This window comes from Blastopirellula marina (assembly GCF_002967765.1).
Classification (GTDB): domain Bacteria; phylum Planctomycetota; class Planctomycetia; order Pirellulales; family Pirellulaceae; genus Bremerella; species Bremerella marina_A.
Map to the genome: position 1 here is coordinate 76,592 of NZ_PUHY01000010.1, position 22,097 is coordinate 98,688.

A 22,097-nucleotide genomic window follows, 5' to 3' on the forward strand; every position below is an offset into this window, starting at 1 on the left:
AGGACAGCATCGCTTGAAAAATTAAAGAGAATTCTCGATGACCAGCGGGCTGGCACCTTCGATCTCGCTTCCCTTGGCGTCCACCACTTTCATAACTGGTTGGACCTCGATCGGCTCGGCCGGAATTCTTTCGCTGGCGACTTCCTGATCAACGTAAGGATTGACCACCAATTTCGGTTCTGGCGTCGAACGTTCGTAGTTCACCGACGTGCCTGGTTGGTAAGAAGTAACCGGGAATGGGCTCATGCCGTAAGGGCGATAAACGTTGTGCGAGTAATAAACCGGCGGATAGAGCGAGTAATACGGTGGCGTAGGAATGAAGCCAAGTGTTTGGGTCCACGGTCCGTAGATCCAAGGATTACCGCAACTTCCGCCAAAGTAACCACCGTTACCGAAGCCGATCGATGAGGTACGATGGACAATGATTTGACCATCCGTTTGGGCTTCGCTTTCGGAAACCAAACAAGCAGCGAATGCTGCGACCAGCAAAACCAGGGTACCCTTACGCATCTGACGAAACCTTGCATGAACCTGCGAACAAATACCTTCCCTGGTAAATCAATCCGTACTATTTCACCCTAATTACGCTCCTTAACGAACGCAAACGCATTTGCGGCTTTTACGCGCGTGACCGATTCAGCCACTGATCTGACCACTTTTATCCGTAACGAAGCCCTATCGGTTGGCTTCTCCGCGGTTGGCGTCTGTCCAGCGGTCAGCCCCACCGGCGTTACCCGTTTGCACGATTGGCTCGACGCCGGTTTCGCGGGCGAAATGCAGTACCTGGAAGATCGCCGGGACGCTTATTCTCATCCGAAGTACGTCCTGGATGGCGTACAAAGCATCGTGATGCTGGCCCTCAACTACAAAAGCCAGCCAATCCCACCGCTAGATTCTGGAAAGGGAAGGGTGTCGCGTTACGCGTTCGGTGAACTCGATTACCACGACTGGATTCACGCCCGGCTGAAGCAATTGAAGCGATCCATCGGAGACTTCGCTCCAGAGGCCAAAGTACGTGGCGTGGTCGACACGGCGCCCCTCTTGGAAAGGGAGTTCGCCCAGCAGGCGGGACTTGGTTGGTTTGGCAAGAACACGATGCTGTTGAATAAGCAGTTGGGAAGCTTGTTCTTTCTAGCGGCGATCTTGATCGACCAGCCACTAAGCTACGACGAACCCCACAAGGCCAGCCACTGTGGCACCTGTACGGCGTGTCTCGATGCTTGTCCTACCGACGCCTTTGTAAAACCGCACGTGCTGGATGCGACACGCTGTATTTCGTACCTAACGATCGAACTGCGTGACGAAATTCCGGCGGAACTGCGTCATGGAATGGAAGACTGGGTTTTCGGCTGCGACGTTTGCCAGGACGTCTGCCCATGGAACAACAAAGCTCCGGTCACCACGCACGAAACTTTCTTCCCAGCCAGTGACCGTGCGCCGCTCGAACTCCGTTCTCTCTTTGAGATCACCGAAGACGAGTTCCGTGCTCGCTTCCGAAAAACGCCGCTCTGGCGAACTCGGCGCCGCGGCATCTTGCGAAACGCTGCGATTGTGCTCGGGAACCGGCCGCATGAAGACAACGTTTCGGCACTAATCCAAGGACTCAACGATCAAGAGTGGCTTGTTCGCGGTGCAGCGGCCTGGGCGCTTGGACAACATCAAGCAGCGTGGGTCGTGGAAGCTTTGCAGGAACGAAGCGACATCGAGACCGAACCGCAAGTTCGTCGTGAAATCGAGCAAGCTTTGGCAAACGGGCGATCCCTGCCAAGCGATTGACGCAGGCTTGGCCGAAGACACTACCCAGCAGCGCAGTTCACTTGACCATTGTGAAGTTCGGCAGAGATATACTTACCGGGCTGATCGACCATGTAGAATTCCTCGCGGATGGTATGCCAGTCGGCGAGCTCTTTGATTCGCACAAACTTCTGGCGGAGTTCTTCCATCTGCGGATGGAGGAACGAATACTTCACGCCGAACTTGCGGAACTGAGTCATCGCACGGCCTTCCCCGTAGAGCTCGACCACCAATCGCAGGTGCTCCTCAATCGTCTCACGCTGCTCGAGGGTCGTGGGAGGCAAGGGGAGGGGCTCGCCGGCAGCCAAAGCACGTCCTTGCTGGAAGATCCAGGGATTACCGATCGCACCTCGGGCCACGGTCACGCCGTCGACGCCCGTCTCGCGCATCATGTCGAAGCAATCTTGGGCCGAAAACAAGTCGCCGCTTCCTAGGATGGTGCGATCGCCAACGTGCCGCTTTACGTCGGCCAGGAACTCCCAACGGCTGGGGCCGATGTAACGCTGTTCAACGGTGCGGCCATGAACGGTAATCGCGTCGACGCCCGTTTCAAACGCGCCGTCAAGGATCTCGAAGAACTTATCGCGGCTTTCCTGCGTGTCGTCGATTCCGCGGCGCATTTTCACTGTCAGCGGAGTTTCCGAGGGGACGACATCGCGGGTGCGGCGAATGATTTCCAGGGCGACCTCAGGCTGGCCGAGATGAAAACCACCGCGGCAACGCCCCAACACCTTCTTCACGGGACAACCGAAATTGATATCGATGACATCGAAACCGGCCTCGACCAACTTCGCGGCTCCGGCGGAGAACTGCTCTGGCTCGGCCCCCATCAGCTGGCCACCCACTGGGTGCTCTTCGTCGGCGATAGCGAGGAAATGGCGATTCTTTTTTCGGTCGTTCAAATTGACCAAAAACTTGTCCAGCATCACCTCACAGATCGAATAGGAGGCCCCCATTCGACGTGCAATCACCCGCATGGACATATCGCTGTAGCCTGACAACGCTGCCTGAACGAGCGGAAAATCTAGTTCTAAATTACCTAACCGCAACGACATGAACTGCTCTGAACCCCTCTAAACGGTTTAACCCTATCCATCTAGATCAGGATAGCAGCTGATGATTGCACGAAAAGTGTGATTTCCCGTGACTACCCGCATTTGTGTGAAGACTAGATGAATGTTTGCCGAGAAATTTCGACACCTTCGCTTAAGTCCCCCGAACGACTGGCCGATAAACACTCTTAAGAAAGTCAAAATGTGATTTTGGTTCGCCCAAGATCACACCCAGAATTCATCGCTGGTCTCTGAGATCACCAGCGATGCTGCGGGGTCGATCGGTTACCTGCCCCAACCGGTCGACCCTTTTTCTTTTCGAATGCCCGCATTGTCCAGCGGCTTAATGCAGCACTGGGCAGACGTCGAACCACTGGCGACCATGTTCGGCCATCCAATCGGCCGACTCGTTCGGTCCCCAATAACCATCTTCGTAGAGATGAAGCGTGGGAGCCTTATCGGAACGCCAAGTCTTGATGATCGGATCGATGATCCCCCAGGCCAATTCCACCTCGTCGCTTCGCGCGAACAAGCTGGCATCGCCTTGCAGGGCATCCAATAGAAGTCGCTGATAAGCATCGGGCAGCTCGCCGCTATACTGCTGACAGAAGCGAAAGTCGAGCGAAGTCATTCGAGTCGACATCCCTTCGTCGGGCACCTTGCTTTGGATCTGCAATTGAATGCCTTCGGCGGGCTGAATCTGAATGACCAGCCGATTGGAATCGATTGGGCGATCTTTCTTGTTGAAGAGTGTCAGCGGTGGCTGGCGATACTGAATTACGATCTGCGTGGTTCGACACGACATACCTTTGCCGCTACGGAGATAAAACGGCACGCCGTTCCAACGCCAGTTATCGACCCACAAACGTAAGGCAGCGAACGTTTCCGTTTGACTGTCTTTTGGCACACCTTCTTCGTTGCGGTATCCGGCATATTGGCCCCGCAGTGTTTCAGTGCGAACCTCCGACTCATCCATCGGGCGAATCGATTGCAGGACCTTCACCTTTTCGTCACGAACCATGTCGGCGTCGAACTTCACCGGGGCTTCCATCGCCGTGATCATCAGCAGCTGCAGCAGATGGTTTTGGAACATATCTCGTAGGACGCCAGCTTGATCGTAGTAACCACCGCGACGACCAACGAGGACTTCTTCCGCCACCGTGATTTGGACATGATCGATGTAGTTGCGATTCCAGACTGGTTCGAAGATCGAATTGGCGAATCGCATCACCAACATGTTCTGAACCGTTTCCTTGCCCAGGTAATGGTCGATACGATAGACGTTCTTTTCAGGGAAGACGCGGTTCACATCTGAATTCAGCTTCTTAGCGGTGCCCAGGTCGTAGCCGAACGGCTTCTCGAGCACGATTCGACGACTTCCTTCTTCTTGGTTCGCCAGCCCCGAGGCACCGAGTTGATCGATTGCTTCGACGTAGAGTCGCGGGGCCGTTGAAAGATAGTAGACGCGTTCTGCCTCACCACCTTCGACTTCTTCCAGGAACGACTTCAAACCGGTCAGGTCATCGAGTTTCGTGAGATCGCCAGGGTGGTAGTAGACGTTGGCAGCGAAGTCGGTCCAGCTGGCTTCCTCGAACTTCTCGCCGGTGAACTTCTGGGTCGACTCTTTCAGTTCTTTCCGCCAGGCGTCGTGCGAGAAATCGGTCCGCGACATCCCCACGATTCGCGTGTTTTCTGGCAAGCGTTTCTTCTTCGAGAGGAGATACAGAGCGGGAATTAGCTTCCGACTAGTCAGGTCGCCAGAGGCGCCGAAGATCACGATGGTATGAGACATGGCTTTTCCTGTTCCGCTCCTGCTCGGTTTCGCTCGTTGATGAATCCTTGGGGTCCGCCTGGATAACGATCCATTGTGGCAGTGTTTTGCCCCTCACGACAACCAGACGCGGCGTAAAAATAAGAAGCGCACGCGTCTGTTCCGCATCTAGCCCCCTATATCGGTTGCTGAACCCAGGGAGGTTGCGTTAATTCAGCGTGTCGCTAGCGAACGACGCCCAGATCGCGTCGCTCGAAGAAGTTTGTGAGAGTCGTCAAGCGACACTTCCTTAGAACCGCATCGCCGTGAAACCGCCATCGACATAGACGGTGGCTCCGGTGATGAAGCTTCCGGCGTTTCGCGATAACAACAGGATTGAAGCTCCGACCAATTCTTCAGGCTCGCCGAAGCGGGCCATCGGGGTTTGGCCGATGATGTTGTCGACGCGTTCTTTGTCGAGGATCTTGCGGTTTTGTTCCGCCGGGAAGAAGCCAGGGCAAAGGACGTTGAAGCGAACCCCTTGCGTGGCATATTCGCGTGCCAGGTTCTTGGTCAGGTTCAAAACGGCCGCTTTCGATGCCGAATAAGCAAAGACTCGCGACAACGGCAAGTGCGCCGTTACGCTGCCGATGTTAAGCACCGCACCGCCTTCTTCTTGGGCCGCGAAGTGAGGGGCAAACACCTGGCAGGCGAGATGCGTACCGGTGAGATTGGTGTCCATCACGCGTTGCCAATCGTCGTCGCTAATCTCTTCATAGGGGACGGAAGAGTTCACGCCGGCACAATTGACCAGCATATCGACGCGGCCGAACTTCTCGATGCATTGATCGCGAAGTTGCGCCAGCGAATCGCGGGACAAGGTATCGGCGGCGATGAAAGCAGCTTTGCCGCCCGCTTCTCGGATGAGATTGGCGCGGTTCTCGCCCCGTTCGGGATTCAGGCCACTGACAACCACCGTCGCGCCGGCCGATGCCAACCCTTCTGCGATTGCGCCACCAAGAACCCCAGATGCTCCGACCACGATGGCGACTTGACCATCGAGTCCGAACAGTTTCGTTAAGTAGTCAGATGCCATGCGTCGTTCGATCTTCTTGGCTGGATGCCCTGGCGTCAATCGTCAGGGCATCCATGGCAGGTTCCTAGAAATTCAATTCAACCGACGTGGGGCTGAACTACGACTTTGGCTCGCGACGACGATGCAGCCACTCGGCATGGAAGGTACCTTCCTTGTCGGTTCGCTGGAATGTGTGAGCACCGAAGTAATCGCGTTGGGCTTGTAGCAAGTTCGCCGGCAAACGAGCGTTGCGGTAGCCGTCGTAATAAGCCAGAGCACCAGCGAAGGCAGGAGTCGGAATCCCCAAGCCGATTGCTGACTGCACCACGGCACGCCAGCCGTCTTGTCCCTTGGTGACTGCTTCCGTGAAGTAAGGATCGAGCAGCAGGTTTTCGAGGTTGCCGTCCTTATCGAATGCTTCCTTGATGCGATCGAGGAACTGGGCACGAATGATACAGCCACCGCGCCACAAGAGGGCACATTCGCCGTAGTTGAGGTCCCAATCGTGCTCCGCCGAAGCGGCTTGCAACTGGACAAAGCCTTGAGCGTAACTGCACAGTTTCGACGCGTACAATGCTTCGCGAACTTGTTCGATGAACTTCGCACGGTCTTCGGTAGTCTTGCCGCTTGGGCCGGTCAGCACCTTGCTGGCACGAACACGGGCTTCCTTAGCAGCCGACAGGGCACGAGCGTAAACCGCCGTCGTCACCAAGGTGCTTGGCACGCCGAGGTCCAACGCTAATTGGCTCATCCACTTACCGGTTCCCTTGGCACCAGCCACGTCGAGAACCTTGTCGACCAGGTAACCGTCCCCCTCGTCATCTTTCACGCTGAAGATGTCGCGGGTGATTTCGATCAGATAGCTTTGCAGGTCGCCACTGTTCCATTGATCGAACACGTCGTACAGTTCGTCGTTGGTCAGACCAAGGCCATGCTTGAGCAGGAAGTAGGCTTCGCAGATCAGCTGCATGTCGCCATATTCGATGCCGTTGTGAACCATTTTCACATAGTGACCAGCACCGCGTGGACCAACCCATTCGCAGCACGGGATGTCGTTGTTGGGACCGACCTTGGCGCTGATGGCCTGGAAGATCTCTTTGATTTCGGGCCAAGCTTCTTTGCTACCGCCCGGCATCAGGCTAGGGCCCTTCAAGGCACCTTCTTCACCGCCGGAAACACCAGAACCGACGAACAGGAGGCCCTTTTCTTCGATGTACTTCGTGCGGCGTTCGGTATCGGCGTAGTGGGTGTTACCACCGTCGATGATGATGTCGCCCTTTTCCAGGTAAGGAAGCAACTCTTCGATCACAGCGTCAACCGCTGGACCAGCCTTGATCAGCATCATCACCTTGCGGGGACGCTTGAGCGAGGCGACCAACGTCTTCAGATCGTGGCACCCGACAAAGTTCTTACCGGCAGCACGGCCTTCGATGAACTCGTCCGTTTTCTCGGTGGTTCGGTTGTAGACGGCCACTTTGTAGCCACGACTTTCGACGTTCAGAGCCAGGTTTTCGCCCATGACGGCGAGACCAATCAAACCAAAGTCGCAAGAAGCATCTGACATGATGTTTCGTTTCCTCTGAGATCCAACGGGTTTGTGTTCGGGTAATTTCTGGTCCCCTCGTCCCGGCGAAGGAGAGGGAACGAAACGTTAGTCGATGACCGGCCAGCTTGGCTTTTCGGGCAGGTAGCGATCGAATTCTTCCAGCAACATCTTTTGATAGTCGCCGGCGAATTCGAGCTTCAGGAATTTATCGATACCTTCGTCGTGGAAGCGTTTCCAGCTGTTTTCTTCGTCGCCTGGATTAATCGGGTAGAAAAGGCAATCGTTGGCTACGGCTGCTTTGTAGTCACCAGGGGCGTCACCGATCATCAATGTTTGATTCGGCTTGTACTTGGTGGCGTTGGTCAGCGTTTCCTTCTTGTTGCCAGCTTCCTGACCGCAAATCGACGTCACATACTGAGCGATGTCGTGCTCGGTCCATTCCGCTTCCAGAGCTTCGTTTGGCGTGGCCGAGACGACCAACATATCTGCTTTGCCACTCAGTTTTTCCAGGCACTTACGAACCGAAGGGAAGGGGGGCACGCCGCGAACCATACCGGCGACCGTTTCGTTCACTGCTTTGGACCACTTCAAGCAGTGAGCCAGGTCCGGATCGTTCGACTCGGCAACCTTCGCTTCCAGTGCCGGGTTACCCAACTTGGTTTCTTCCTTGATCCACTTCACGAGCGACTCAGGAATGTTGATCTTAGCACCACGCTCCTGAACTTCAGGACGCTTCTGCAACCATTCGAGGGCTTCGACCAGCGCCGGGAAACGATTGATTCCGCGGCTCTTGGAGTAGAGGTTTACGAACTCAGCCGCTTCGCGAGCGTACTTGCTGACACCTTGCAGTTCGTAGTAGTTGATGATGTTGGGAATGAAGCATTCCTTGTGCTTCAATTCCATCGTGTCGAAGACGCAACCATCCGAGTCGATGCCGACTAAAAACTCTGCTTTTGGTTCAATCTGGTAAACCATGGTTGATTCGATCTCGCTCTATTTTTATTGCTGATTGGTGATAGTCGGGAACTGAGACGCGGCGTTACTTCTTGGGGGCTTCCTGGCGATCGGCTTGAGGCACGTAAGCCGGCAATTTCTGATCGGCATACAGCGGCTGCAGGCACGTCATGCGTTGACGACCATCGATCATCGGCAGGCTGACCATGCCTTCGCCCAGAAGTGGTTTGGCGTATTTGACAAACTCGTCGGTGACGTCGTAACCGCTTTCGGAAATCCATTCCTTCGGGAAGGTACGTTCGCTGTTGGCGACTTCAGCAAGCGGTGCTTTGTCGTAGCGAACGCTATAGACGTCCCCTTCGTTTCGCAGAATGGTCGACATATAGCCCGACTGTCCGGTCGAGGCCAGCACGGCGGCCATTTCACCGGCGTGGTAAGCTTCGTCCAGGTCGACCGAAGAAGCATAAGCCATCGCGTGACGCTGATCGGTTCCGCTCACGTTACAACGGGCAGCACCCTTGACGGCCAGCCCCTGATCATTCAGGTAGTTGGTCACGATCTGGGCGACAGTAATACTACTGGCGCTGAAGCTGGTGTGGCCGAAGGAATCCTTACGGGCACCGATGTCACCCACATCGAACCCTTCGCTGAGCACGACCATGCAGCGACCGTCTTGCTTGAGCTGCTTGTTGACGTTTTCGTGCAGTTCTTCCAGCGAGCATGGGGATTCGGCCATGTAGATTTGCAGTGGCATTTCTCGCTTGGGGTCGGCCAGACGAGCAGCGGCCGGGATGTAACCGATCTTGCGCCCCATGGCTTGCATCACAAGCACAGGGTCAGCCGGGCAGCTACCGCGGTTTTCTTCGTTGGCATACTGAATCATGTGCATCCAGTACTTGGCCGTTGAAGCGTAACCTGGGGTGTGGTCGATCAGCTTGAATTCGCTGTCCCCGACGTCGTTGTCGATCGTCTTCGGACCACCGATACCAATCAGATCGAGCCCTTTGTCTTGGGCCATCTTGGCGATCTTGTTGGCGGTGTCCATCGAGTCGTTACCGCCGATGTAGACGAAGTAACCGATGTTGTGGGCTTTGAACACCTCGATGCAGCGATCGAAGTCCTCGTTCTGCCAATCCTTCAGCTTATAGCGGCACGTGCCGATGGAACCCGCAGCCGGGGTGTACCGCAGCAGCGAGATCTCTTCGGCTGGCTGATCGGTCAGGTTGATCAGCTCTTCCTTCAAAACCCCTTCGATCCCGTGATGAGCACCGTAGACCGTCCCGATGTTGTCGGTCTGCAAAGCGGCTTCGACCAATCCGCGAAGCGTGTTGTTGATAACTGGGCTGGGGCCACCGCTTTGGGCAACAATCAAGTTCTTCTTGGTGCTCATGCTTTTCAATCGCTACTGAGATTCACAGGCCGAAAATGCGTTCTCCCTACCAGCACAAAACAGCAAGGCAGGATAAACCGCGGATTTTACTAGACGTCACCCCAAGCGGCAATGAGGCGCCCTAGTCGGCCGTGGCTTCCTCGGGAGCTTCTTCCGATGGCAAATCGGGCGTAGAACGTAGCGAATTGAGCACCGATACGGTCAGAATCAGAATGGTAAGCGGCACCAAGCCGAACAGCATCGCCTTGCCCAACATTGGGGCATAGGGGGACTCAATTGCCCCTAACACCAGATAAGTGGTGTAAAGAATGTAGTAACCGAACAACATTGCCCCTTCCCAGCGTTCAATCCTCCCTCCTGTGAAGAATATAGGGAGGCAAATCGCACAAACAGCAATCATCACGGGGAACTCTTGCCAAATTGCCGTTTGCGGGACAGGAACTCCTTCCGGTACCACAATCGCAGTGAGTCCCAACACGCACATCATATTGAATAGATTGCTTCCCACCACGTTTCCGACGGCGATATCACGTTCCCCTTTGATCGAGGCCATGACCGAGGCAACCACTTCCGGCAAAGAGGTCCCAACCGCGACGATCGTCAGCCCGATCAGCAGTTCGCTCATGTTCAGTTTCCTGGCGATCATTACCGCGCCGTCGACCAACCACTGCGAACCGTAAGCGAGTCCGATTAGCCCCAGGACGATCCACACGAGTTGTAGGAGAGCGTCCCAGATCGATTTGGGTGGGTTGTCGAATTCCTCTTCATATTCTTCCACCACCTTTTTGCTCTCGCGGCGGCTTTGCCAGATCGACCACACGATGTAGATCATCAGGGTGCCAAACAGCAAACTTCCTTCCACGTGCCCAAGATGACCGTTCATGCCAAGCACCCACAACAAGATCGCCACGCCGACCATGAAGGGGACTTCCAGGCGAATCAACTGACTCGCTACGCTCAGCGGTGTCACCAGGGCCGAGATGCCCAAGATGAAGAGAACATTAAAGATATTGCTACCAAGCACGTTGCCCACGGCGATCTCGGCCGCGTCGCCTGAGCTGGCGCTAAGAGAGACGGCAAGTTCCGGCGCGCTGGTTCCGAAGGCAACCACCGTGAGGCCGATCACCAGGGGAGAAATCCCTAAAAGGGATGCAATCCCAGAAGCGCCGCGAACGAGCAGATCGCCCCCGACCACAAGCACGACCAATCCCAAGACTATCAAACCGGAGGCAACTAGCATTCAGCTCTTTCCTGTTCATTCAAAGTGGAAGGAGCCGATATTATAGGGGCATTCCAGCGGCCGCCGAACCAAGGGCATCCGGCGGACTTCGACACGTAGTCGTTGGCTCCGATCGGTTATTCGACCGGAGACTGATCTAATTCGACCAAAGCGCTGAAATACATTACGAACTTGCCGTTACGACGATCGGGCTTGTCGATCATCTTAATCGCGGCATTCAGCAAGTCGCGACGGCTGACCTGACCGATCAGTTTCATCCCATCCAATACTGGCAGGCGCCGGTACGGCGTTGAAAGGAAGACCTGAGCGCAGTTCAGCCAGTCGGTATCGGCCGTGATGAGACGAGCGATATCGGTGTTCATAAATGCTCCCACCCTGTTCGAGGGAAGCTGTGAATACGCAGCGTCCAGCAGGAAACGCATCGAGGTCTTTTCCGAAAAGATCCCGAGGAAATTTCCGGCACTGTCCACCACCGGAGCCCCTGAAATTCGATAGTAAAGCAGCTTGCGAATCGCCGCCAAAGCATCCTCGTCAGGGCTCAGGGTGACCAGTTTGGTCGTCATGAAGTCGCGCGCCGTAAGGGCTGGCGCAATAGGCGCAGTCGCCGAAGTTGGCATCGACATAATAGATCCTCCTGCGAGAAAAGTGGGGTTTGAAAGATCACGCAGTGACGTAAGACAAGGCCTTCATTTTACCAGGCAGAAAAGGAAACTTTCCACCCTTTTTTCCTAGGCAACATCAAAACGTATCGATTCGTAGAAAACGCAACTACCATGCCTGATCTAGCAATAGTCGCGCGTGATCGACTTCAGATTGACGTGCGTTCGTCCGAACGATAATCTAAAACATGGGCTTTTCCCGAAGAAAACGCCCGCCCAATACCCCATTAGCGTAGTCTCCGGACTTGGAGAGATTTCGATGTTTCGCCCCGGCGATGTGGTCGTCTATACCAAGACAAAGCACACCACGAGTCCTGGTCCTCGAGCCCACGACATCGAGCCGGAATCGCGTGGCGAATACTACACTTACGCGGTGGATAAATACTGGATTGTCGATCAAGTCGACACCGATGCGATTTTGGTTCGCACGCGACGCGGGAAGAGCCACCGCATCGCTCTCGACGATCCTCGCCTCCGCTTGGCTAAGTGGTGGGAACGTTTGTTCCTCAGGAGCCGCTTCCCGACGCCTGCTTAGCAGTCTGTTGATTTTCTGTTTCGTTAGCGAGTCATTGAGATTGGGGCGGGGGCAAGGCGTGAGTCCGCAGGCATCTCCACGAGATATGTCGAGGAATTCACAACGCCGCAATCGCCCCTATCTCAATTAAGTAGCCGATCTGAGAAATTCAACAGGCTTTTAGTTGGCTGGGACGGATAAAAAGAAAACGCCGCGAGTCATCGCGGCGTTTGTTGTTTCGAATCCGGCTTGCCTTGGCAACGGCTTACTTGCCGGCAGCTTCGTCTTTGAGTCGCTTGTAATCGGTCGCCAAGCGATTCGGGCTACCCATGATGTTGTAACCTGCGTCGACGTGCAACAGTTCGCCAGTAATGCCGGTCGACATATCGGAAAGCAGGAATGCCCCTGAGTTGGCAACTTCTTCCAGCGTGATATTGCGTCCCAGTGGCGAAACAGCCGAATAGAGATCTAGCATTTCCTTGGCACCCACGGCGCTACTGGCCAGCGTCTTCAATGGGCCGGCACTGATGGCGTTCACGCGAATATTGGAATCGCCCAAGTCAAAGGCCAGATACTTCACAATGCTGTCGAGGGCTGCCTTGCAGACGCCCATCATGTTGTAGCCTTGGACCGCCTTTTCGCCACCGAAGTAGGTCATCGCACAGACCGAACCACCTTCTTTCATCAGTGGGCGAGCAGCATTGGTCAGGGCAATCAAGCTGTAAGCGCTGATGTCCATCGCCAGTTTGAAACCATCACGGCTGCATTCAACGGTCGGAACCCGCAGGTCATCCAGCGAAGCGAAAGCAACGGAGTGCAGCAGGAAGTCGATCTGGCCTAATTCGGATTCCGCAATCTTCATCACTTCGGCGATGTTTTCGTCCGATTGCACATCAAGCGGAACGAGGAACTTGGCGGCTCCGCCGTGGGGCTCGGTCAGCTGAGCCACCTTATGGCGATTCTTCTGGCGTTTCGCTTCCGGATCGTCGGGAAGGTGCGTGAAACCACAGACGCCCCCTTCGTTCATGATTTTCTCAGCAATTCCCCACGCGATCGAACGGTCGTTCGCGACGCCGACGATCAAACCTTTTTTTCCGGTGAATAGTCCCATTCTTCTTCAACCCTAGGGGAAATATGTCTTCGCGTAATTGATGACGTTGTCTCAACCGATTTTCACTCGATTGCGCAGCGTTTAGGATAACGGCAAACCGCCCACCGCAAAAGACGACCCCTAGCGAGGTCCCCTTGCCGGTTGGCGGGCTGCACGGAATCGTGGTAAATAACAGCGATTTACGGTCCTCTATTATCAAGCCAAGAAGTTCGGAAGGCGGTCACTGATGTCGTTAGCAGGTAAAGTCGCGTTGGTCGTGGGTGGTGGAAGCGGAATTGGTAAGGCAATCGCCTTATCTCTGGCCGCTGATGGGGCCAAAGTGGGAATCGCCGGTCGTCGTTTCGAGGTACTGGAAGAAGTCGCGAAAGAATCAGAAGCGGAAATTCACTGCCACAGCGTGGACGTTTCCGACCGAGCTAATGTCAAAGGACTGTTCGATTGGGCAACAAAGACGCTCGGTCCAGTCGATATTTTGGTCAACGCTGCCGGCGTGAACATTAAAACCCGCAGCATGGCCGAAATGACCCCAGAACAGTGGGATCAGGTGATGCAGATTAATGCCACGGGTGGGTATAACTTGATGTACAACGCGTTGCCGTCCATGCGGGAACGGAAAGATGGTCTGATCATCAACATCTCGTCGATCTCTGGCAAACGCGCCTACGCCCTCGGTGGCATCGCCTACTGTGCTTCAAAGTTCGCCATGACGGCCCTGGGAACTGCTGCCGGCAATGAAGTTGCCGTCGACGGCGTTCGCATCACCAATATCTACCCCGGTGAAGTCGATACCCCCATCCTCGCCCAGCGGCCTAGCCCAGTCACCGAGGAACATCGAGCTCGCATGCTGCAGCCAGAGGACTTCAGCGAAGTGGTCCTGGCCATCTGCCATTTGCCATCTCGCGCTCATGTGGCCGAGCTGATTATCAAGCCGACCAAGCAGGAATACACCTAATCTTTGCGTCAAGACGCCTCCGACTCACGTGCCCTCTCCCATGCTAAGGGAGTGGGCTTGGGTGAGAAAATACTTAGTGCAAGCTTCAAAATCGGCAGCATGCCGCTTTGAACTTTGATATCACAAGTACGAAAACTCGGCATCGAGTTTGCACGTGGTAAGGACTCGTTCACCTACGTACCTTCTATCGAGTCAGAATATGCCGTTTGACCCCACTCACCGTGAAGAAGTCCCCACTCGGGAAGAAATCGACCAGTCATCTGGAAAGCTGATCGTGGAGTTTGGAGCGAACTGGTGTGGTCACTGCCAGCAGCTTAGCCCGACGGTCGAGTCATTGCTTGCCGACGCTAAGGAGATCGCACATTTGCGAGTTGCTGACGGCAAGGGAAAGCGGCTCGGTCGCTCGTACCAAGTGAAACTCTGGCCAACGCTCGTCTTTCTCAAGGATGGCGTCGTAATCACCAAACTGGTGCGGCCGTCGGCGAATGAATTGCGGCAAACTTTCACGCTGTTTCAGCAGGACTCGCTCGGGTGAATCGGCGAATCGTGTGACGTATGAACCACACGGCGATATACTTCGGTCTCGCAACGATTCCTAACCGTCTGTTGATTTTCTGCTTCGGTAGCGAGTTATTGAGAATGAGGCGAGGGCAAGGCGTGAATCCGCAGGCATATCCACTCGATATGTCGAAGAATTCACAACGCCGCAATCGCCTCAATATCAACAACTTAGCCGATCTGAGAAATTCAACAGGCTGCTAATCCCAGCCGTGCCATGACTGACGAAGAATCTAAACAATCGGTTGAACCAGCCTTCAGTTGGCTCTCGTTTTTCGCGAGTCTTTCCACAATCAGTGTGGTGCTTGTGATCGGAGCCCTCTTAAACGTGCCAGGAGAACCGCGATACGAAGTCAAAGTTTGGGCTAACACGGTTTACGGTCCGCAGTTTGGCCTAGAGCTGGATCGCGTTGTCCACGGTTTTCCTTGGACTTATTTCGAGTACGACGATGATCAGGCCAACCTATACAGCGATCAGATTTGGCCCCCGTGGCGGAATAGTCCTGGTCGGAAGGTTTTAAAGTGGATACTGCTGGCAGACATTTTAGCGGTTGTCGCAACGGCCTTGGCAATGGGCTGGCTGGTCAAACAATGGGCGATACCGTGGACGTTTCGCTTTCGCCTGATGCAACTTTTCGTTGTGGTCGCCCTGGTCGGGGTCGTTGTTGCCTACCCGACCTATCGCTACCGCACGCATCAGCAACAGTGGAATCTTGTGCAATCCGGGCCGAATTCCATCTCGTATATGGTTTCGTATGTTAGTCCTTTTGCCCCGGTTTGGCTGCGACGCCTGACGGGACATCGCGTATGGTCATGGGGGGATCTGATCGCCCGCGTCCATCTTTGGGATTCGACACAACTGGCCCGTTTCCCGGGGAAGAGCTCGGTCCGAATCCTCAAGCTGCACAACTTTGCTCCCCAAGACTTACGCCATCTACAAGAATTCTCCAATCTCGAGGCCCTTTACCTGGCCGACGAAAGCGATCGCCCAGATGAACTGCAATATCCCAACGAAACCGCCGGTTCCGAAACCTTGAAAGCCGTCGGGCAGTGTCGCTCGTTGAAGGCCCTGAACCTCTATCACACCGGCATTTCGGACGATGATTTGCAGCACTTGGCCGGTCTGTCTCAGTTAACCATTCTCGAGCTTTCCGACAATGACCGCATCACCGACGAAGGCTTGAAGCACTTGGCGACAATGAAATCGCTGCGCCGGTTGTATCTTGTTTTCACCAAAGTCAGCGACGAGGGAATCGCCAAGTTACAAGCCGAACTACCCAACTGTTACATCCAATGGAAAGTTGTTCGCTGATTCTCGCGTCACATCGAGAAAAACCTCGTGCAACCAAGAGATAAGTAACCATTCTCAATAGTTCTCTAAGGCGCCACGACCCTAAGAACGATTCCAAGAATCATCATCCCCCAGCAGGCCAAGTTCAGCATTGTGCAGATTCCCCCGACCACGATTCCAAACCACGCGTGCACCGAACCTTTGATCGCTGGGTTGTTCGCTCGTCGGCGTAGCCCGATGATGCCTAGCACGAAGGCGGGAATCGAGGCGAAGATCCCCAAGATCGGACACATTCCAAAGATTCCCAGGTAATATGCGGCCAGGGCGGCGGGGTTTTTGTAAGGGATCAATCCACCGGTCCCATCGCCCGTGGTGTCGATCGGTTCAACCCCGGTGGCGGCTTCCAAGCCGGTGTGCTCAGGCGTCTGGTAGGGGTTATGGTCGGCAAAAAGGTTTTCGTCGCTCATGGCAATGGGGCCGTCCAAGTGAGGAAAGCGGGCGTTAGCTCGTGCCGATTGTCCCTAAATTGCGAGCCAAAAGCGAGATCTGTATCGGTCGAAAACCGGGGCATCTGTGCCCGTTGACGAATGCTAGCCGCTTTCCGACAATTCAATATTCTTTCCGGGGCATAGGTTCGCTCTGGGGGCACCTCAATCGGTCTTTCCCAACACGCTGGCATGAACTTAATTAAGCAAAACGATCCTGAAGTCTGGGCCGCCATCGAAGCCGAACAAGTGCGTCAAGCGGACGGCTTGGAGATGATTGCCTCGGAAAACTACACCAGCGCCGCCATTCAGCAGGCGGTTGGTAGTGTTTTGACCAACAAGTACGCCGAAGGCTACCCAGGTCGTCGTTACTACGGCGGTTGCGAACATGTCGACGTGATCGAACAACTGGCCATCGACCGCGCCAAGCAGCTGTTCGGTGCCGAGCATGCCAATGTTCAGCCGCACGCCGGTTCGCAGGCCAACTTCGCCGTTTACCTGACGGCCATCCAACCAGGCGATACCGTGCTTGGTTTAGACCTGGCCCACGGCGGTCACTTGACGCATGGCATGAAGCTGAACGTCTCGGGCATTCTGTACAACTTCATCAGCTACGGCGTCGACCGCGAAACGCACCGGCTGGACTTCGATGCGATCGCTAAGCTGGCCAAAGAGCACAAGCCGAAGCTGATCGTCGCGGGGGCCAGCGCTTACCCGCGTGAAATTCCACACGAAAAGTTCGCTGAGATCGCTAACGATGTTGGGGCCAAGCTGTTCGTCGACATGGCTCACTACGCCGGTTTGGTCGCAGGCGGCATCCACAATAGCCCGGTCCCGTATGCCGACTTCGTGACGACCACCTGCCACAAGACACTCCGCGGCCCTCGTTCCGGACTCATCCTGTGCAAGGAAGAGCACACCAAGATGATCAATCGCAACGTCTTCCCAGGTACCCAGGGTGGACCGTTGATGCACGTGATCGCCGGAAAGGCCATCTGCTTCCAGGAAGCCTTGCAGCCAGAGTTCAAACAATATGCTCAGCAGGTCGTCGACAATGCCAAGACCTTGGCCGACACGCTGATGTCAGGCGGTTTGAAGTTGGTTTCCGGCGGCACCGAAAACCACTTGATGCTGGTCGACGTGACCGCCGTCGGCACGACCGGCACCGCCGCTGAAAACGCCCTCGGTGCCAGCGGCATCACGGTCAACAAGAACATGATTCCGTTCGACGAACGCAAGCCGATGGACCCCAGCGGTATCCGTATCGGCACGCCAGCTTTGACCACGCGGGGCATGAAGACGGAAGAAATGAAGAAAATCGGCGGCTGGATTCTAGAAGCACTGAAAGCCCCAGAAGACGCCGCCGTGCATGGCCGCATCCGCGGCGAAGTCGCCTCGCTATGCGAACAATTCCCCGTGCCAGGTCAACCGGTCGAACTGCACTAAGAGAGGGTCTACGTAGGGTGGAATAAGCGTCAGCGCATTCCAGCTTAGCTTGAGATCGCTTTGAAAATCTGCCGGATTGCGCCGACGCTCATTCCGGCTTACGGGCGGATGATCTCCAGCTTCTCGCCACGTATCCAAAGCTGCTCGATCCAGGCGATGCTTTCATTAACATGCACGGCGGGATTACCCAGGGCGACCTGCCAGTGATCGACCGCAGGCTTCATGACCTGATAGTTCAGGATCGTCGAAACTAAGATGGCATCTTCCAGCGTCTCGAGCTGCGCGTCATCTAGCTGGTACTCTTCCCGATAGCCGCTTACCAGCTTCCCCAGAACGTGGCTGGTCAACGCCGGCGATGCATTCGGTACGCACGAGCTAGGATACAGGTAGTGGGCGAAAAGGATCATGCCTAGGTCCATGGTTCGCCAGCCGTAACAGCCTAAATCGAAGTCGATGACCTGGATCTGTCCCGCTTCGACCAGGAAATTACCGGCGTGCAGATCGCGATGCACGAGGCCATAGTGCCGAGGAACTGTCGGACGCTTGCGTAGTTCGTCGAGAAACGCCGTCATCGCCCGCACAACCTCCCCGTTGTAAGCGGCGGGAAGCGGGGCGGCAAATTGGGTCAACTTGCTTTCGTACCAATGCTTCCGGTTTTGCTCCGGCGGCAGACAAAGTTCGTCCGAAGCACGATGGATGCGACCAACTTCGCGCCCCAGCTTTTCGAATAACTCGTCATTCCAGCGCGTGTCGACCAGCGGATAAATTGTCTCACCGGCGAATCGCTCAAAACAAGCCACGTGCATCACGCGGTGATTTGTCTCGATCGTCTCTAGCAGTTCCCCCAGGCGCGATAGGATCGGCGTGGTTACCGTACAACCTTTCCGGTTGAGATGATTCAGCCAGAGCAGCTCGCCAGCGACCTCGCCGTGACTTCGCAGCGCACCATCGCCGATCCGCACGATGACCGGCTCGCCATCCATCGACTCCGTCCCGAATACATGGTTCAGCCCATCACGTATCAGCACCGTCTTCTCAGGCACAAGGTCCCAACGATCGAACGTTTGCTCCAAGGCTTCGTGATAAGGGGTAGAATCGTCTACCGGCAAATGATTCGGATCCAAGGCAAGCTCCTTCGGACGCCTCCCGTTGCAAAGTTCCGCAATGAGGCTGAGATTATAACTTACCTAGATGGCAATAAGTGCATCGTCTCAGCCTTCACGCCGCAGATGATGGCTGCATTTGGGGAGTAAGAAGAACTGCGTTTTCGAAGGAGGAGGCTACTTTGTCGGACTCATACGACTTTGAAGCAGCCGCGCGGCGACGGGCAGGGGACTATGCCGACTTGGAAGTACCGTCGACCGACGAGCCGCTCGATCAAGCAACTGCGGATCGATTTGTCATCCCATTCTATCTGCGCAATCTGGTTCGTGATTTCCACAAGTTCCGAGATGCGTACCTTGCCGTGCATCGCGAGATTGACGACCAATTGATCGGACGCCTGCTCGCTAATTGCAATTGGCGCCCCCGCATTACGGCCGCTTACTTTGCCGCGATTACTTGTCGGACAAGCTTTTGTACTCAGATTGGCCGGTTGCTGCTGCGCTCCGATGTTTGCTTCGCCGGTGGCGGGTACGCGTTGGCCTTAGCACGATTCAATTCGCAAGAATCGGTTAACTTCTTGACGAAATATCTCGACCATTACTTGCGTCGCCCCGACTTGTACTACGATCAAGGGGCGGTAATGGGTGCGTTGTTTTATACCGATCGCCTCAACGGAACTTCGCTGCATGAAGCCTACCTCGATCTTTGGGCGGAATTCACTGCGGAGAAACACACTTGGGATCTCGAGGGTTACCTCACCAGCACTGAAGCGAGTTTAGTAGCCATCCAGCGAATCGCGGATCAGGTGGATTAGTTCCCAGCGTTCTGCATTTTTCGACGAAGGATTTTGAATGTACCGCACCGGTTCTCTCGTGCTCTTCGCCCTTAGCCTGGCGACGTTCACGAACGTAGTCCATGCCGAAGAGCTGAGCTTCCGTGTCATGTCTTGGAATATTCTCCATGGCGGGCGCGACGATGGCGAGAAGCTTGGCCCGCAGCGGGTTGTTGACGTGATCCGCGATTCCCAAGCGGACATCGTCGCAATGCAAGAGACGTACGGTTCGGGCGAGATGATCGCCCAGGAGCTTGAGTTTAGCTTTCATCCTCGCGGCACCAACGTTTCGATCCATAGCCGCTTTCCGGTGCTCGAAGATCTTTCCGTATTCGAGGAATTCAAATGCGTGGGGGCCTTGCTCGAACTGCCGAGCAAGCAGCGGATCGCCTTCTACAGCATTTGGCTGCCGTACGGCGAAGATATCTGGCTTCCTGAAATCCGCCAACGAAGCAGCGACGCGCAGATGCTCGCGGCCTGCCAGCCGTCGGCCAACGACCTGAAGAAGATGTTCGCCGCAATCCAAGAGCGGCTGAAAGACGAAAAGTATCAAGACGTTCCGTTGATCATTGCTGGCGACTTCAACTCGATGTCGCATCTTGATTACACGCAGGAGGCAAAAGCCCAATACCACCGTGTGCTCGATTGGAAGACCAGCCACGTGTTGATCGACGCCGGGCTGAAAGACTCGTACCGAGAAATGACCCCCAAGATCAGCCGCAAGACGGATTCGACCTGGAGCCCTCGTTACCCGGAACAAGAGCAGGAACGGATCGATTTCATCTATTACCAGGGGAAAGGGCTGAAGGCGAGCGAGTCGAAAATCATCACCCAGCACGCCGAGAAATTTCCCTCGGACCATGCGGCGGTCATCACGACGTTTCGTTTAGAAAAGTGAGCCGCCCGTCGCGTCTCTTGAAACGGCCAAAAAAAGTCTCAAAAAAGTCGGCAACTCTTGCCGGTAACGTGAGACAATCGTCTGTAGGGCACGTCAACGCGTTCGACCATTCTCTTTTCGGTCACCCTACTTCCATCAGGACAATCTCATGAGCGCAGATAGCCGAGACTACAAGGCTGCCAAGCGAGTCATCCTGCAAACGGCGGCAGTTTACTTGCCAAGCTACAAAAAGCCCGACGACATGGGCAACTTTGCGGCGGCTGAGAAGCTTCTGGACAAATACAATATTGGCCTCAGCCTTTGGCCAGCCAAGGGAGGCAGGCATTCCTTCAATTCGCTTCCGCTGAAGCGATACGAAGATCCCATTCCCGATACGGAAGAAGCATACAAGCGGCTGCGGAAGGATGTGAACGAGCGGATTAAGAACAAAGTCCCCCGCTACCCATTTGTTGTTCCCATTATCTTCTGCGAGTTCGCCGCACGTGGAGCCGGCATCACGCCGCACAGCACCAAGCTCGGCGCCCAAGCGCCAGCCTGCCTGATCGCAATGAGCAATGAAAACATCAAGGACAAAATGACCATCCTCCACGAGATGGGCCACTCGGCCCTTTATCCCGTCCATCATCACGACAACCGAGACGAGGTGAAGGGCAACCTCATGCACGAGGCCGACGGCAGACACTTTCTGCTCCGCTACCAGGTCGAAGCCTTCGAGCACGCCTTCTTCGCGCGTTATGCCTGATCCAACCATTTGCCCTGCTTCGTAGAGCGAACTAAACTGTGGGTTTTGTCTCCCTTCTAGCACCCCGGTGCTGGCAAAGCTAACGAGCGCATGAAGTACTTTCCGCCGCTGAAGTTTCGCTTCTCGCTACGCGTGATGATCGTCGTGATCACGGCCATCTGTATATTGGCGGCCCTTCTGATCTATTCGCAACCGAGGGATTATTCTCGTTACTCCGCTCCTGACTACGCACTCGAAATGATGGACGCCACGGAAGTCACGTGGGAATTGGATGTTACGAATGAACTTGGCGGGCTCTGCAAAATCAATTACCCACCGCACCCTGACCACCGTTACATTTCGATCATGTCGATCAAGTCCAAAGGTGGTAAGTTGCTGGGACAAGTAGGTGGGTTCAGAAATTCTGTCGTCATCATCGACGGTGTCACTCAGCCCCAGAAAGCCATTGGCTTCACCGGCTTCTATGTCCCCCAAGCCTGGGTTCCTAAAGAAGACTTAGCCAACGCTACCATTTGGGCTGAAATCCGTATCGAAGACAAATACGGCAATGCTCTCTTTCATACCGTGAAGGCGTCGGAGACTTACCGAGAAGCCGTTGCCCGCGCAAAGCAATCTGCCGGGCAAGCAGGCCCATAGCAAGCTTTGGTACGCACAGCGTAGCCTACGATGGTTGCAAACATGAAAAAAGCCCAGGCCATTTCTGA

General features: G+C 55.1%; 22 protein-coding genes. 10 read left to right on the forward strand and 12 right to left on the reverse strand.

The features are described 5' to 3' along the window. Nucleotides 1-21 precede the first annotated feature (21 nt). Nucleotides 22-510, reverse strand: a complete 489-nt coding sequence (locus tag C5Y83_RS11275) for a hypothetical protein (RefSeq protein ID WP_105329822.1) — start codon at nt 508-510, stop codon at nt 22-24. 117 nt (nt 511-627) lie between these two features. Between C5Y83_RS11275 and queG the strand changes: the two genes are divergently transcribed. Then, nucleotides 628-1,776, forward strand: a complete 1,149-nt coding sequence (queG, locus tag C5Y83_RS11280) for a tRNA epoxyqueuosine(34) reductase QueG (RefSeq protein ID WP_233207193.1) — start codon at nt 628-630, stop codon at nt 1,774-1,776. A 20-nt stretch (nt 1,777-1,796) separates the two neighbouring features. Here the strand turns inward: queG and C5Y83_RS11285 are convergent, their stop codons facing one another. From C5Y83_RS11285 to C5Y83_RS11320, 8 genes are all read right to left on the reverse strand, one after another. Further along, nucleotides 1,797-2,849 (reverse strand): tRNA dihydrouridine synthase, encoded by a 1,053-nt coding sequence (locus tag C5Y83_RS11285; RefSeq protein WP_105329823.1) that lies wholly within the window; start codon nt 2,847-2,849, stop codon nt 1,797-1,799. Nucleotides 2,850-3,189: 340 nt separating this feature from the next. Beyond that, complete coding sequence (gene zwf / locus C5Y83_RS11290; RefSeq protein WP_105329824.1) at nt 3,190-4,638, reverse strand: glucose-6-phosphate dehydrogenase; 1,449 nt, start codon at nt 4,636-4,638, stop codon at nt 3,190-3,192. Between the two features lie 268 nt (nt 4,639-4,906). Then, entirely contained in the window at nt 4,907-5,692 is a 786-nt protein-coding gene (locus C5Y83_RS11295) for an SDR family oxidoreductase (RefSeq protein WP_105330758.1), read from the reverse strand. Nucleotides 5,693-5,789: 97 nt separating this feature from the next. Further along, nucleotides 5,790-7,235 (reverse strand): decarboxylating NADP(+)-dependent phosphogluconate dehydrogenase, encoded by a 1,446-nt coding sequence (gnd, locus tag C5Y83_RS11300; RefSeq protein ID WP_105329825.1) that lies wholly within the window; start codon nt 7,233-7,235, stop codon nt 5,790-5,792. 87 nt (nt 7,236-7,322) lie between these two features. After that, nucleotides 7,323-8,192, reverse strand: coding sequence for an HAD family hydrolase (locus tag C5Y83_RS11305; RefSeq protein ID WP_105329826.1), 870 nt, complete (start codon nt 8,190-8,192; stop codon nt 7,323-7,325). Nucleotides 8,193-8,256: 64 nt separating this feature from the next. Further along, nucleotides 8,257-9,561, reverse strand: a complete 1,305-nt coding sequence (locus C5Y83_RS11310; protein ID WP_105329827.1) for a diphosphate--fructose-6-phosphate 1-phosphotransferase — start codon at nt 9,559-9,561, stop codon at nt 8,257-8,259. A gap of 121 nt (nt 9,562-9,682) precedes the next feature. Next, the gene (locus tag C5Y83_RS11315) at nt 9,683-10,801 is read right to left on the reverse strand and encodes a calcium/sodium antiporter (protein WP_105329828.1); all 1,119 of its coding nucleotides are present in this window, start codon (nt 10,799-10,801) and stop codon (nt 9,683-9,685) included. Nucleotides 10,802-10,917: 116 nt separating this feature from the next. Then, nucleotides 10,918-11,424: a CBS domain-containing protein gene (locus C5Y83_RS11320; RefSeq protein WP_105329829.1), complete on the reverse strand. Its 507-nt coding sequence runs from the start codon at nt 11,422-11,424 to the stop codon at nt 10,918-10,920. Between the two features lie 295 nt (nt 11,425-11,719). Here C5Y83_RS11320 and C5Y83_RS11325 point away from each other — a divergent pair, with 295 nt between their 5' ends. Next, on the forward strand, nt 11,720-11,995 hold the full coding sequence (locus tag C5Y83_RS11325) for a hypothetical protein (protein ID WP_105329830.1): 276 nt from the start codon (nt 11,720-11,722) through the stop codon (nt 11,993-11,995). Between the two features lie 244 nt (nt 11,996-12,239). On the opposite strand, the gene C5Y83_RS11330 is transcribed toward C5Y83_RS11325, so the two are convergent. Beyond that, entirely contained in the window at nt 12,240-13,085 is an 846-nt protein-coding gene (locus C5Y83_RS11330; RefSeq protein ID WP_105329831.1) for an enoyl-ACP reductase, read from the reverse strand. A gap of 226 nt (nt 13,086-13,311) precedes the next feature. Between C5Y83_RS11330 and C5Y83_RS11335 the strand changes: the two genes are divergently transcribed. From C5Y83_RS11335 to C5Y83_RS11345, 3 genes are all read left to right on the forward strand, one after another. Next, a complete protein-coding gene (locus C5Y83_RS11335) occupies nt 13,312-14,037 on the forward strand; it encodes an SDR family oxidoreductase (protein WP_105329833.1) in 726 nt (241 codons plus the stop codon). A gap of 199 nt (nt 14,038-14,236) precedes the next feature. After that, entirely contained in the window at nt 14,237-14,572 is a 336-nt protein-coding gene (locus C5Y83_RS11340) for a thioredoxin family protein (RefSeq protein WP_105329835.1), read from the forward strand. A 240-nt stretch (nt 14,573-14,812) separates the two neighbouring features. Beyond that, nucleotides 14,813-15,907, forward strand: coding sequence for a hypothetical protein (locus C5Y83_RS11345; RefSeq protein ID WP_105329837.1), 1,095 nt, complete (start codon nt 14,813-14,815; stop codon nt 15,905-15,907). Nucleotides 15,908-15,972: 65 nt separating this feature from the next. Here C5Y83_RS11345 and C5Y83_RS11350 read toward each other — a convergent pair whose 3' ends face one another. Continuing rightward, nucleotides 15,973-16,353, reverse strand: coding sequence for a hypothetical protein (locus C5Y83_RS11350; protein ID WP_105329840.1), 381 nt, complete (start codon nt 16,351-16,353; stop codon nt 15,973-15,975). Nucleotides 16,354-16,563: 210 nt separating this feature from the next. Between C5Y83_RS11350 and glyA the strand changes: the two genes are divergently transcribed. After that, entirely contained in the window at nt 16,564-17,817 is a 1,254-nt protein-coding gene (gene glyA, locus C5Y83_RS11355) for a serine hydroxymethyltransferase (RefSeq protein ID WP_105329842.1), read from the forward strand. 98 nt (nt 17,818-17,915) lie between these two features. On the opposite strand, the gene C5Y83_RS11360 is transcribed toward glyA, so the two are convergent. Next, nucleotides 17,916-18,941, reverse strand: a complete 1,026-nt coding sequence (locus tag C5Y83_RS11360; protein ID WP_105329844.1) for a phosphotransferase enzyme family protein — start codon at nt 18,939-18,941, stop codon at nt 17,916-17,918. Between the two features lie 161 nt (nt 18,942-19,102). Between C5Y83_RS11360 and C5Y83_RS11365 the strand changes: the two genes are divergently transcribed. The 4 genes from C5Y83_RS11365 (at nt 19,103) to C5Y83_RS11380 (ending at nt 22,029) form a co-directional block, all read left to right on the forward strand. Beyond that, nucleotides 19,103-19,735: a DUF6000 family protein gene (locus tag C5Y83_RS11365; protein WP_105329846.1), complete on the forward strand. Its 633-nt coding sequence runs from the start codon at nt 19,103-19,105 to the stop codon at nt 19,733-19,735. Nucleotides 19,736-19,772: 37 nt separating this feature from the next. Further along, nucleotides 19,773-20,651 carry an endonuclease/exonuclease/phosphatase family protein gene (locus C5Y83_RS11370; RefSeq protein ID WP_105329849.1) on the forward strand — a complete coding sequence of 293 codons (879 nt, stop codon included), beginning with the start codon at nt 19,773-19,775 and terminating at the stop codon, nt 20,649-20,651. 148 nt (nt 20,652-20,799) lie between these two features. After that, nucleotides 20,800-21,393 (forward strand): hypothetical protein, encoded by a 594-nt coding sequence (locus tag C5Y83_RS11375; RefSeq protein ID WP_105329851.1) that lies wholly within the window; start codon nt 20,800-20,802, stop codon nt 21,391-21,393. A 90-nt stretch (nt 21,394-21,483) separates the two neighbouring features. Then, complete coding sequence (locus C5Y83_RS11380) at nt 21,484-22,029, forward strand: hypothetical protein (RefSeq protein WP_105329854.1); 546 nt, start codon at nt 21,484-21,486, stop codon at nt 22,027-22,029. Nucleotides 22,030-22,097 lie beyond the last annotated feature (68 nt).